The 12,922-nt window shown below is 69.4% G+C and carries 7 protein-coding genes; 4 read left to right on the top strand and 3 right to left on the bottom strand.

The features are described from left to right. The first annotated feature begins 271 nt into the window (after positions 1–271). Entirely contained in the window at positions 272–4,813 is a 4,542-nt protein-coding gene (gltB, locus tag Q8A52_RS18885; protein ID WP_456300742.1) for a glutamate synthase large subunit, read from the top strand. Then, a complete protein-coding gene (locus Q8A52_RS18880) occupies positions 4,806–6,269 on the top strand; it encodes a glutamate synthase subunit beta (protein ID WP_316753654.1) in 1,464 nt (487 codons plus the stop codon). The genes gltB and Q8A52_RS18880 overlap by 8 nt, the downstream gene beginning before the upstream one ends. A 94-nt stretch (positions 6,270–6,363) precedes the next feature. Here Q8A52_RS18880 and Q8A52_RS18875 read toward each other — a convergent pair whose 3' ends face one another. From Q8A52_RS18875 to Q8A52_RS18865, 3 genes are all read right to left on the bottom strand, one after another. Further along, positions 6,364–7,074: a LamG domain-containing protein gene (locus Q8A52_RS18875; RefSeq protein ID WP_316753652.1), complete on the bottom strand. Its 711-nt coding sequence runs from the start codon at positions 7,072–7,074 to the stop codon at positions 6,364–6,366. Further along, on the bottom strand, positions 7,071–8,234 hold the full coding sequence (gene wecB, locus Q8A52_RS18870; protein ID WP_316753651.1) for a non-hydrolyzing UDP-N-acetylglucosamine 2-epimerase: 1,164 nt from the start codon (positions 8,232–8,234) through the stop codon (positions 7,071–7,073). The genes Q8A52_RS18875 and wecB overlap by 4 nt, the downstream gene beginning before the upstream one ends. A gap of 115 nt (positions 8,235–8,349) precedes the next feature. Then, on the bottom strand, positions 8,350–9,558 hold the full coding sequence (locus Q8A52_RS18865; RefSeq protein WP_316753649.1) for a glycosyltransferase: 1,209 nt from the start codon (positions 9,556–9,558) through the stop codon (positions 8,350–8,352). Between the two features lie 513 nt (positions 9,559–10,071). On the opposite strand from Q8A52_RS18865, the gene Q8A52_RS18860 reads away from it, so the two are divergent. Beyond that, positions 10,072–11,856: a polysaccharide deacetylase family protein gene (locus tag Q8A52_RS18860; RefSeq protein ID WP_316753648.1), complete on the top strand. Its 1,785-nt coding sequence runs from the start codon at positions 10,072–10,074 to the stop codon at positions 11,854–11,856. 35 nt (positions 11,857–11,891) lie between these two features. After that, a complete protein-coding gene (locus Q8A52_RS18855) occupies positions 11,892–12,917 on the top strand; it encodes a glycoside hydrolase family 113 (RefSeq protein ID WP_316753646.1) in 1,026 nt (341 codons plus the stop codon). Positions 12,918–12,922 lie beyond the last annotated feature (5 nt).

The following is a 12,922-nucleotide window of genomic DNA, read 5'->3' as shown; positions in this document are numbered from 1 at the left end:
GATCTGATCGATCTTGTCCGTTCGGTCCCCACACACTTTTGCCGCCCGTGCGCGGCACCTCCGCCGTAACCCCCGGCGTCCGCATGGTGGAACGGAGTATCCGGTTCCCGAGCACCACTCCATCATGTAACCTGCACGAAATTTCGCACTTCGCAGAGGGCCAACGTCGTCCCTCGGCACCAGCACATGCCACATGACGACGACGGGAGAGCCGATGCGTACGCCGCGCCAGCCGTCCCAGCATTCCGCGAATGGCCAGAACTGGTCGTTCATGGATGCTCGCCCTGCTGCGCAGGGTATGTACGACCCCCGCAACGAGCGCGACGCCTGTGGCGTCGGCTTCGTGGCCACCCTCACGGGCGAGGCGAGCCACGCGCTGGTCGAGCAGGCACTCACGGTTCTGCGCAACCTGGAGCACCGCGGCGCCACCGGCTCCGAGCCCGACTCCGGCGACGGCGCGGGCATCCTCTCGCAGGTGCCGGACGCCTTCTTCCGCGAGGTGGCCGGATTCGAACTCCCCGCGGCGGGCTCCTACGCCGTCGGTGTCGCCTTCCTGCCGGAGGAGGGAACCCAGGACGCCGTCTCACGCATTGAGACGATCGCCGATGAGGAGGGCCTGACGGTCCTCGGCTGGCGTGAGGTCCCGGTCGCCCCCGAGCTGCTGGGCGCCACCGCCCGCTCGACCATGCCGGCCTTCCGGCAGATCTTCGTCACCGACGGCGCCAGCGAGGGCATCGCGCTGGACCGCAAGGCCTTCGTGCTGCGCAAGCGCGCCGAGCGCGAGGTCGGTGTCTACTTCCCGTCGCTGTCCGCGCGGACGATCGTCTACAAGGGCATGCTGACCACCGGTCAGCTGGAGCCCTTCTTCCCGGACCTGTCCGACCGCCGCTTCACGTCGGCCGTCGCGCTCGTCCACTCGCGCTTCTCCACGAACACCTTCCCGTCGTGGCCGCTGGCGCACCCGTACCGCTTCGTCGCGCACAACGGCGAGATCAACACCGTCAAGGGCAACCGCAACTGGATGCGCGCCCGCGAGTCCCAGCTGGTCTCGGACCTGTTCGGGTCCGACAGCAAGGGCCTGGAGCGGATCTTCCCGGTGTGCACGCCGGACGCCTCCGACTCGGCGTCCTTCGACGAGGTCCTCGAACTCCTGCACCTGGGCGGCCGTTCGCTGCCCCACTCCGTGCTGATGATGATCCCGGAGGCGTGGGAGAACCACGACTCCATGGACCCGGCCCGGCGCGCCTTCTACCAGTACCACTCCACGATGATGGAGCCCTGGGACGGCCCGGCCTGTGTCACCTTCACCGACGGCACCCAGGTCGGCGCCGTGCTCGACCGCAACGGCCTGCGCCCCGGCCGCTACTGGGTCACCGACGAGGGCCTCGTCGTCCTCGGCTCCGAGGTCGGCGTCCTCGACATCGACCCCGCCAGGGTCGTCCGCAAGGGCCGTCTGCAGCCCGGCAAGATGTTCCTCGTCGACACCGCCGAGCACCGCATCATCGAGGACGACGAGATCAAGGCGACCCTCGCCGCCGAGCAGCCCTACGCCGAGTGGCTGGAGGCCGGTGAGATCGAGCTCGGCGACCTGCCCGAGCGCGAGCACATCGTCCACACCCACGCCTCGGTCACCCGCCGCCAGCAGACCTTCGGTTACACCGAGGAGGAACTGCGCGTCATCCTGGCCCCGATGGCCAAGGCCGGTGCCGAGCCGATCGGTTCGATGGGCACGGACTCCCCGATCGCGGCCCTCTCCGAGCGCCCGCGGCTGCTCTTCGACTACTTCACCCAGCTGTTCGCCCAGGTCACCAACCCGCCGCTGGACGCCATCCGCGAGGAGCTGGTCACCTCGCTGCGCTCGTCGCTGGGCCCGGAGGGCAACATCCTGGAGCCGACGGCGGCTTCCTGTCGCAGCGTCACGCTGCCCTTCCCGGTCATCGACAACGACGAGCTGGCCAAGCTCATCCACATCAACGCCGACGGCGACATGCCCGGCTTCAAGGCCGCGACCCTCTCCGGTCTGTACCGGGTCGGCGGCGGCGGTGAGGCCCTCGCCGCGCGCATCGAGGAGATCTGCGCCGAGGCCGACGCCGCCATCGAGAACGGCGCCCGTCTGATCGTCCTGTCGGACCGTCACTCGGACGCCGAGCACGCGCCGATCCCCTCGCTGCTGCTCACCGCGGCCGTCCACCACCACCTCATCCGCACCAAGCAGCGCACCCACGTGGGCCTGCTGGTCGAGGCCGGTGACGTCCGCGAGGTCCACCACGTCGCCCTGCTCATCGGCTACGGTGCCGCGGCCGTCAACCCGTACCTGGCCATGGAGTCCGTCGAGGACCTGGTCCGCGCGGGCACCTTCCTGTCGGGCATCGAGGCCGAGGCGGCGATCCGCAACCTGATCTACGCCCTCGGCAAGGGCGTCCTGAAGGTCATGTCCAAGATGGGCATCTCGACCGTCGCCTCCTACCGCGGCGCCCAGGTCTTCGAGGCCGTCGGCCTCGACGAGACCTTCGTCGAGAAGTACTTCAACGGCACGGCCACCAAGATCGGCGGCGTCGGCATCGACGTCATCGCCAAGGAGGTCGCCGCCCGCCACGCCAAGGCGTACCCGGCCTCGGGCATCGCCCCGGCCCACCGCGCGCTGGAGATCGGCGGCGAGTACCAGTGGCGCCGCGAGGGCGAGCCGCACCTGTTCGACCCGGAGACGGTCTTCCGCCTCCAGCACTCGACGCGCACCGCCCGCTACGACATCTTCAAGAAGTACACGGACCGGGTGAACGAGCAGTCCGAGCGTCTGATGACGCTGCGCGGCCTGTTCGGCTTCAAGTCGGACCGGCAGCCGATCTCCATCGACGAGGTGGAGCCGGCCGGCGAGATCGTCAAGCGCTTCTCCACGGGCGCCATGTCGTACGGCTCCATCTCCAAGGAGGCGCACGAGACCCTCGCCATCGCCATGAACCAGCTGGGCGGCAAGTCCAACACCGGTGAGGGCGGCGAGGACCCGGACCGTCTGTACGACCCGGCGCGCCGGTCCAGCATCAAGCAGGTCGCCTCCGGCCGCTTCGGTGTCACCTCCGAGTACCTGGTCAACGCGGACGACATCCAGATCAAGATGGCCCAGGGCGCCAAGCCCGGCGAGGGCGGCCAGCTGCCCGGCCACAAGGTCTACCCGTGGGTGGCCAAGACCCGTCACTCGACCCCGGGTGTCGGTCTGATCTCCCCGCCGCCGCACCACGACATCTACTCGATCGAGGACCTGGCCCAGCTGATCCACGACCTGAAGAACGCGAACCCGCAGGCGCGGATTCACGTGAAGCTGGTCTCCGAGGTCGGCGTCGGCACGGTCGCCGCGGGTGTGTCCAAGGCGCACGCGGACGTGGTCCTGATCTCCGGCCACGACGGCGGCACCGGCGCGTCCCCGCTGACGTCGCTCAAGCACGCCGGCGGTCCCTGGGAGCTCGGCCTCGCCGAGACCCAGCAGACCCTGCTGCTCAACGGCCTGCGCGACCGCATCGTCGTGCAGACCGACGGCCAGCTGAAGACCGGCCGTGACGTCGTCATCGCCGCGCTGCTCGGCGCCGAGGAGTTCGGTTTCGCGACCGCTCCGCTCGTCGTCTCCGGCTGCATCATGATGCGCGTCTGCCACCTGGACACCTGCCCGGTCGGCGTCGCCACCCAGAACCCGGTGCTGCGCGAGCGCTTCACCGGCAAGGCCGAGTACGTGGTGAACTTCTTCCAGTTCATCGCCGAGGAGGTCCGCGAGATCCTCGCCGAGCTGGGCTTCCGCTCCATCGAGGAGGCCGTCGGCCACGCCGAGGCGCTCGACGTCACCCGTGCCGTCGACCACTGGAAGGCACAGGGCCTGGACCTGGAGCCGCTGTTCCACGTGCCCGAGCTGCCCGAGGGCGCGGTGCGTCACCAGATCGTCGAGCAGGACCACGGCCTGGAGAAGGCCCTGGACAACGAGCTGATCAAGCTCGCCGCCGACGCCCTGGCCGCGTCCAGCGCCACCGACGCCCAGCCGGTGCGCGCCCAGGTCCAGATCCGCAACATCAACCGCACGGTCGGCACCATGCTCGGCCACGAGGTGACGAAGAAGTTCGGTGGCGCGGGTCTGCCCGAGGACACCGTCGACATCACCTTCACGGGTTCGGCGGGCCAGTCCTTCGGCGCCTTCCTGCCGCGCGGCATCACGCTGCGCCTGGAGGGTGACGCCAACGACTACGTCGGCAAGGGCCTCTCCGGCGGCCGTGTGATCGTCCGCCCGGACCGGGCGGCCGACCACCTCGCCGAGTACTCGACGATCGCGGGCAACACCATCGCGTACGGCGCGACCGGCGGTGAGCTGTTCCTGCGCGGTCGTACGGGCGAGCGGTTCTGCGTCCGCAACTCCGGTGCCCTGGTGGTCTCCGAGGGCGTGGGCGACCACGGCTGCGAGTACATGACCGGCGGTCACGCGGTGGTCCTCGGCGAGACGGGCCGCAACTTCGCGGCCGGCATGTCCGGTGGCGTCGCGTACGTGATCGACCTCAACCGCGACAACGTCAACGTCGGCAACCTCGGCGCGGTCGAGGCACTGGACGACGCGGACAAGCAGTGGCTGCACGACGTGGTGCGCCGCCACCACGAGGAGACCGGTTCCACGGTCGCCGAGAAGCTGCTCGCCGAGTGGGACTCCGCCGTGGAGCGCTTCAGCAAGATCATCCCCAGCACCTACAAGGCAGTGCTCGCCGCCAAGGACGCCGCCGAGCGAGCCGGTCTCTCCGAGACCGAGACCCACGAGAAGATGATGGAGGCGGCGATCAATGGCTGACCCGAAGGGCTTCCTGAACCACGGCCGTGAGGTCGCCAAGACCCGTCCCGTCAGCGAGCGCGTCAGGGACTGGAACGAGGTCTACGTTCCGGGCTCCCTGCTGCCGATCATCAGCAAGCAGGCCAGCCGGTGCATGGACTGCGGCATCCCGTTCTGCCACAACGGCTGTCCGCTGGGGAACCTGATCCCCGAGTGGAACGACTACGCCTTCCGCGAGGACTGGGCCGCCGCCTCCGAGCGGCTGCACGCGACGAACAACTTCCCGGAGTTCACGGGCCGGCTGTGCCCCGCTCCCTGCGAGTCGGCGTGCGTGCTGGGCATCAACCAGCTGCCGGTCACCATCAAGAACGTCGAGGTCTCGATCATCGACAAGGCGTGGGAGACCGGTGACGTCGCCCCGCAGGCCCCCGAGCGCCTGTCCGGCAAGACCGTCGCGGTCATCGGCTCGGGCCCGGCGGGCCTGGCCGCCGCCCAGCAGCTCACCCGGGCGGGCCACACCGTCGCCGTCTACGAGCGCGCGGACCGCATCGGAGGCCTCCTCCGCTACGGCATCCCCGAGTTCAAGATGGAGAAGCGCCACATCAACCGCCGTATCGAGCAGATGCGCGCGGAGGGCACCCGCTTCCGCACCGGTATCGAGATCGGCCGCGACCTCAAGGCGACCGACCTGAAGAAGCGGTACGACGCGGTCGTCATCGCCGCCGGCGCCACGACCGCCCGTGACCTTCCGGTCCCCGGCCGCGAGCTCAAGGGCGTCTACCAGGCCATGGAGTACCTGCCGCTGGCCAACAAGGTCCAGGAGGGCGACTACGTCACCACTCCGGTCTCGGCAGAGGGCAAGCACGTGGTGGTCATCGGCGGCGGTGACACCGGCGCCGACTGCGTGGGCACCGCCCACCGCCAGGGCGCGGCCTCCGTCACACAGCTGGAGATCATGCCCCGCCCGGGCGACGAGCGGAACCCGGTCGCCCAGCCCTGGCCGACCTTCCCGATGCTCTACAAGGTGACCAGCGCCCACGAGGAGGGCGGCGAGCGGGTCTACTCCGTCTCGACCACCCACTTCGAGGGCGACGAGGACGGCAACGTCCAGTGGCTGCACCTGACCGAGGTCGAGTTCGTCGAGGGCAGGCTGACCCAGAAGCCGGGCACGGAGCGCAAGATCCCGGCCCAGCTGGTCACCCTCGCCATGGGCTTCACCGGCACCGACCGGGAGAACGGCCTGGTCGAGCAGTTCGGCCTGAACCTGGACGAGCGCGGCAACATCGCCCGTGACGCCGACTTCCACACCAATGTGCCGGGTGTGTTCGTCGCCGGTGACGCCGGCCGCGGCCAGTCCCTCATCGTCTGGGCGATCGCGGAGGGGCGTTCGGCCGCCCGCGGCGTCGACCGCTTCCTGGCCGGTGCCAGCGACCTGCCGGCGCCGATCCGCCCGACGGACCGCTCGCTGATGGTCTGACGGCACCTCACAAACGTCCCGTACAAAGGCGTACGGAACACTGACGGCGCCTGCCCGCAGTCCCCGACCGGACTGGGCAGGCGCCGCCGCCTTTTCAGCGCGAACCCGCCGTCAGCCCCTCGAACTTCACCGTCGCGTCCTCGGTGTAGGCCCCCACCCTCCCCTCGTTGTACGGGCGTTCGTGGTCGATGAAGGTCACCAGGTGCTTCCCGCCCGCCTCGACGGTGAGATCCGCGCCGTTCTGCTCCACCCGCACCGTGTACCAGTCGCCCACGGGGTACTTCGTACGCCCCGTCGCCAGGAAGCGCTGGCCCCCCGGATAGGCGGGATCCCGCTTGCCCAGCTCCCAGCCGTTGGGCTTGAGGGTGATGTAGTAGAAGTGCTCCGGATCGGCGTACGCCCAGACCAGCCACGGCACTTCCCATGGGTTCGGGTCGGGATCGCGCAGCTGCTTCACCGTCCGCATCCGCGCCTCGTACCGCACATTCGTGTACGAGGCGGTGCTCACCACCAGGCCCGCGTGCGTCGTACCCGGGTCCTCCGCGACCTCGGGGGAGAGCGACAGCGAGTCGTCGTCGCCCACGTTGGTGCCATGGCCGTTGAACACCGAGAGCCAGCGGCCGTGGACGGTGCCGTCGATCCAGGGCTTGGGCGGCGGCGTGTCCTCCCCCCGGCACCGGCTCACGGTGACCGACAGCAGCGCGGCCAGCGCGAGCGTCAGTGCCAGGGTGGTGAGGAGCCGGCCCCTGCGCCCCGGCGGGATCGGCGGGATCCGGCGGACGGTGCGCAGGGGCGACTGGGTCATGCCGTCGAGTATGGCCCGGACGCGGTGAGGCCGACGGGCACATCGGCGGCGAAGTCCTCCGCCAGTTGGGCCAGGACGCGGGAGGCGGCCAGTCCGTCGCCGAACGGGTTGCCGGCGCTCGCCATCCGCCGGTACTCCACCCGATCGTCCAGCAGCTTCTCGGCCCAGGCCACGATGGCGTCCGGGTCCGTGCCGATCAGCTTCGCCGCACCGGCCTCGACCGCCTCCGGGCGTTCCGTGGTCGTACGCAGCACCAGCGCGGGTTTGCTCAGGCTCGGGGCCTCCTCCTGGATGCCGCCGGAGTCGGTGAGCACCAGGTCGCACTCGGCGAGCGTGGCCGCGAAGTCCAGGTAGTCGAGCGGTTCGACGAGCGAGATGCCGGTGTGGCCGTCGAGTTCGGGCAGCAGCGCGTCCCGTACGGCGGGGCTCTTGTGCAGCGGCAGCACGATCTCCACGTCCCCGCGTTTGGCGAGCCGGGTGAGCGCACGGCCCATCCCGCGCATCCGCTCGCCCTGGTTCTCCCGGCGGTGCAGGGTCACCAGGACCTTTCGCGCGTCCGTGCGGAACGCGGAGGTGCCGGTGCCCTCGGCCAGTACCCACAGCAGGTTGTCGATCACCGTGTTGCCGGTGGTGAACACCTGCTCCGCGGGGACGCCCTCCTCGGTCAGCTGCCGTGCCGCGCGCGGTGTCGGGGCGAAGTGCCAGCGGGCGATGCGTCCGATGAGGCTGCGGTTGAGCTCCTCAGGGAAGGGGTTGTCGATGACCCCGGTGCGCAGTCCCGCCTCGACATGGGCGACCGGGATCTTCTCGTAGAACGCGGCCAGGGCGCCGACCAGCGCGGTCGTGGTGTCCCCCTGCACCACGACCAGGTCCGGCCGCTGCTCCCGCATGACCTCGCCGAGTTCGCCGACCAGGCGGGCGGTGAGCTCGGACAGCTGCTGACGGCTGCGCATCACGTCGAGCTCGATCCGGACGTCCACGCAGAGCAGGCCGAGCATCTGCTGGAGCATCTCGCGGTGCTGGCCGGTGGTGACGACGATCGGCTCGAACAGCTCACTGTCGGCCATGGCCCGCGCCACCGGCGCCAGTTTGATCGCTTCCGGCCGGGTGCCCAGTACGAGCATGGCGCGTACGGGCAGGCTTGACGGAGGTGTGGACATGGAAGGCCCCCCTAGGGCATGCGAGAAGAACGTGCGAAGGCACGGAAGATGAGAGAAGGAGTGAGGAGACGGGCGGAGTCCGGTCATGGCCGGACCCGCCGGATGCGCGGGATTCTCAGGTGCGCGCGGTCTTCAGCCAGGTCTGCTTGCCGGTGAGCATCCGCCAGAACCCCCACCAGCCGGCGAAGAACCAGATGTAGCCGTAGAAGACGAAGACATGGGCGAGGACCACACAGCGCACCAGTCCCAGCTCCCGCTCACGCTTGAAGTACACGTAGCCGTAGGTGTAGGCGGCGGTGAACGAGAGGACGTACGGCCCGAGCAGCCACATGGGCGACACGAGCGCGTGGCCCACCTGGACGGAGGCCATCACGGTGGCACCCAGGGCGACCAGGAAGGAGATGGGCAGCAGCGAGGTCAGCAGGATCAGGACCGGGCTCGACAGGTGGTAGAGCATGTCCAGGGCCGGCCGGGTCGGCACGTCCCTGAGGATGAGCGGGACGAGACCGGCGGACTGCAGATGGCCCTGGAACCAGCGGGATCGCTGCCGGACCAGGCGCCGCAGACTGAGTACGGCCTGCTGGGAGACCGCGGCGGTGGTGCAGTGCATATTGGTCCAGCCCTTGGCGATCAGCCGCACCCCGAGGTCGAGGTCCTCGGTGAGGCTGTCGCTCCACGGGCCGGTACCCTCCATGGCGTTCAGCGTGTTGAGCGCCGACAGCCGCATGAACTGCCCGTTGCCGCCCATGCCCACGCTGCCTATGAAGCGCCGTGCGCTCTGGAACACGTCGCCGTAGACGACGAACTCCATGTCCTGCATGCGGGCGAGCAGCCCCAGGTGCCGGTTGTACATACGGACGCAGACCTGAACCGCGCCCGTACCGGGATCGTCGAAGTACGGGTCGACGGACTGCACGACGTGCGGGTCGAGCCGCCCGTCCGCGTCGACCACGCACAGCACGACGTCCGCCGGGTCGCGACCGGCGAGCAGGCCGGACTCCCTGAGGTGCCGCACCCCGTCGTTGAGTGCGGCGCCTTTGCCCCGGCGTGCGTTCGGCGGAGTGCGCCGGTGCAGCCGTACCAGGCACGGGTCCGCGGCCAGTGCGATTTCACTGGTGCGGTCGTCGGAGCCGTCGTCTATGACCAGGGCCATGAAATTCCCGGCGGGCAGCGAAGTGATGCGCGCCAGGCTTTCCGAAAGAACTTTCTCCTCGTTCAAACATGCCAGCAGAAATACGTAGAACCGCTCTCTCCGGTCTGCTCGGGAACGGCGAATTCTGCGTCGCGAGAGAAGAAAAAGACCAGTGTTGTAACAGCCGGCCATCACGATCAGAGTGATGCTTGACCACAGGAGCAACTCAATGATCACCGCTGCCCCCGGCATGGGCCCGCATCCTGAGTCCCCGGCGTCGCAGACGTAGCCGGGCCAGCAGTATCAGGCACGCCGCCAGGCAATAGAACAGGAATCCGGCTCCCGCTATCGCCTGTAGTGCTTTGGCCAAAGGAAGGCCGGGTATCGCTTCCGGTGCGGCCATCGCTCCTGCCAGGGGCAATAGTGCCCCCAAGGCGGGTCGTCCGTACATTTTCCCCCCATATTCGGTGCGCGTCCCCAACGCGCGGAGGTGAACTTAGCAGACGTTTCGAGGGCCGCCGAGTCCGTTTGACAGGCCCCGCAATCGCCATAAGAATCGGTGCCTTCCTGTCGCCAAATGCTTTGTCAATCATTTGGCAAAGTGGGGGGAAGATCGTGAGACCAGTGATCCCGCCCTGGAAGCGGGCACGCAGCCGAATTTCCGTCGTTCTACTACTCGTCGCCGCTCTGCTGAGCGGCACATTCATGGCCACGAACGCACAGGCAGCCGGGGGGCACCACCACAGGGGCGAGGCCGTCGGCACAAGGTCCGGACTGAGCCGGGTCGATCTCAAGGGCTGGGCGAAAACCCAGCTCACCGCGGACCGGGCCCGCCGCGCCCGGCCGCACCCGAAGACCACCCCGACCACACTCGCGTCCACGGCCGGCCTCCCGGTCCGCACCGCGACCGCCGTCACCCGGCAGGCGGCCCTGCTCGCCCCGGCCGCCGCCCCGGCGGACGCGGCCGCCGACGCCGGCCCGACCACTCTCGTCCTCTACGACACGGCGGGCCCCTACGGGCAGCTGGGCGAGCTGTACGCGATGGCCACGGCCAACCTCGCCGGCCACTTCGGCACGGTGACGCCCAAGCCGGTCCAGCAGTACACCGCCGGGATGATCGACTCGTACTCGACCGTGATCTACATCGGCTCGACGTACTACGGCGGCAGCGTCCCGGACGCCGTCCCGGCCGCGTTCTACGCCGACGCGGCGTCGAGCACGAAGCCGGTGATCTGGATGGGCGCCAACGTCTGGAACATGGCGGGCGCGGTGGGCGTAGCCCAGTTCACGCAGAAGTACGGCTGGGACCCGACGACGTCGTACTACGAGGACGGTGGTTCGATCGGCAACGTCACACAGGTGACGTACCGCGGCCAGACGCTGACCCGCACCGTTCCGGCCGGGCAGGACGGCGGGGTGCTGCGCCCCAACGTCCTGACGGGCACCGGGTATCCGGCCGTCACCCGGCTCGCGGAGGGCCTGGACAGCTCGAACGGGCACACCTTCGGCTGGGCGGTCCGCTCGTCCAACCTCACCTACATCGGTGAGATCCCGTTCGCCTACGTCTCCGAGAGCGACCGCGTCATCGCCTTCGAGGATCTGCTCTTCGACGCCCTCGCCCCGGCCACCGCCGAGCGGCACCGGGCCATGGTGCGTCTGGAGGACATCAGTCCCGACTCGGACCCCGCCGAACTGCGGGCGATGGCCGACTACCTGTACTCGCAGAACATCCCGTACGGCATCAACGTGATCCCCGTCTACACCGACCCCAAGGGCACCTACAACAACGGGGCCCCGCAGACCATCACGCTCGCCCAGCGGCCGCAGGTGGTCAGCGCGCTGAAGTACATGCTGGCCCGGGGCGCGGTCCTGATGGACCACGGCTACACGCACCAGTACAGCAACATCGCCAACCCCTACGACGGTGTGACCGGTGACGACTTCGAGTTCTACCGGGCGCACGTCGACGCCGCCGACAACGTCGTCTACGACGGCCCGGTCGCCGAGGACTCCGCCCTGTGGGCGCAGGCCCGGGTCACCAGCGCGCTCCTCCAGTTCACCCTCGCGGGCCTGCCCAAGCCCGCGCTGTGGACCACCCCGCACTACGCGGGCTCGGCGGCCGACTACAAGGTCTTCAGCTCCAACTTCTCGGCGCGGCTCGAGCGTTCGCTCTACTTCGCCGGGACGCTGAGCGGGGCCTCGTCCGATCCGAACCGGTTCATCGGCCAGTTCTTCCCCTACGTGGTGAAGGACGTGTACGGCACCAAGGTGCTGCCGGAGAACATCGGCAACTACGAACCGGAGGCGTACAACAACCACCCGGCCCGGCTGCCCGCCGACCTCATCGCGTCGGCGAAGGCCAACCTGGCCGTACGGGACGGAGTGGCGAGCTTCTTCTACCACCCGTACTACCCGGTGCAGCCGTTGAAGGACACGATCGACGGCATGAAGGCACTCGGCTACACCTTCGTCAGCCCGGCGGCGCTGTGACGGCGCCCGCCCCCAGGAGGAGGACCGTCGCCGTCATGGCGGCGGTCCTCCTCGCCGTCGGCGGATGCGTGTCCACCGGCGGCGGCAAGGGGCCCGCCCACGGCAGCACGCACGCCCCCCGTCCCGAACCGGGGACCTCGGCCATGCGCGGCATCACGCTGCCCTCGTGGTACCGCACCGACTACGACAGCCCGGCCGCGCCCCGCTATCTGCGCGGCATCAGGGCCACCGGGGCACGCTGGGTCACCTTCACCCCGACCTGGTACCAGAAGCGCGTCACCGACTCCGCCCTGCACACCACCGAGGAGACGGCGAGCGACGCGAGCCTGCGCAGGATCGTCGAGCGCGCCCACGCGGCCGGCCTCAAGGTGATGATCAAGCCGCACGTGGACCTGCCCGGCGACGCGGACCGTGCCGGGATCCGCCCCCGCGACCGGGCCGCCTGGTTCGCCGCCTACCGCCGCTTCATCACCCACTACGCGGACATCGCCGCCGACACCGGAGCCGAACAGCTCGCGGTCGGCACCGAACTCGCCGGGGTGTCCGGCGACACCGCCGCCTGGACGCGGGTGATCAAGTCGGTCCGCGACCACTACGACGGCCCGCTGACCTACGCCGCCAACTACGACGAGTACCAGCACATCCGCTTCTGGAAGGCCCTCGACCTCATCGGTATCGACGCCTACTGGCCCCTCGTCGAGAAACCCACCACCGATCCCGCCCTGCTGGGCCGCGCCTGGGCGCCGATCCGGGAGAAGCTCGCCGCGTACTCCGCACGGCAGCACCGCCGGATCCTGTTCACCGAGGCCGGCTACGTCAGCCAGCGGGGCTCCACCACCGCACCGTACTCCTGGACCGTGAGCACACACCCGGCGGACGCCGAACAGGCAGCCGCCTACCGGGCGCTCCTCGACTCCTTCGAGGGCCGCACATGGTGGGCCGGCGTCTGCTGGTGGATGTGGGACGACTGGCCGAACAGCGGAGAGACGCCGGTACGCCTGGCGTACACCCCCCACGGCAAACCCGCGGAGGAGGTACTGCGCCGGAAGTGGGCCGGCTGACCTCC

The sequence above is a fragment of the Streptomyces herbicida genome, assembly GCF_032656585.1.
Classification (GTDB): Bacteria; Actinomycetota; Actinomycetes; order Streptomycetales; family Streptomycetaceae; genus Streptomyces; species Streptomyces herbicida.
The sequence above is the reverse complement of the archived record's forward strand: the minus strand, read 5'-3'. Positions and strand labels throughout refer to the sequence as shown.

Excerpts from the sequence above, each read along its gene's own strand:
- gltB (WP_456300742.1), top strand. The coding sequence starts at position 272 with ATGGATGCTCGCCCTGCTGCGCAGGGTATGTACGACCCCCGCAACGAG.
- Q8A52_RS18880 (WP_316753654.1), top strand. The coding sequence starts at position 4,806 with ATGGCTGACCCGAAGGGCTTCCTGAACCACGGCCGTGAGGTCGCCAAG.
- Q8A52_RS18875 (WP_316753652.1), bottom strand. The coding sequence starts at position 7,074 with ATGACCCAGTCGCCCCTGCGCACCGTCCGCCGGATCCCGCCGATCCCG.
- wecB (WP_316753651.1), bottom strand. The coding sequence starts at position 8,234 with ATGTCCACACCTCCGTCAAGCCTGCCCGTACGCGCCATGCTCGTACTG.
- Q8A52_RS18865 (WP_316753649.1), bottom strand. The coding sequence starts at position 9,558 with ATGGCCGGCTGTTACAACACTGGTCTTTTTCTTCTCTCGCGACGCAGA.
- Q8A52_RS18860 (WP_316753648.1), top strand. The coding sequence starts at position 10,072 with ATGGCCACGAACGCACAGGCAGCCGGGGGGCACCACCACAGGGGCGAG.
- Q8A52_RS18855 (WP_316753646.1), top strand. The coding sequence starts at position 11,892 with ATGGCGGCGGTCCTCCTCGCCGTCGGCGGATGCGTGTCCACCGGCGGC.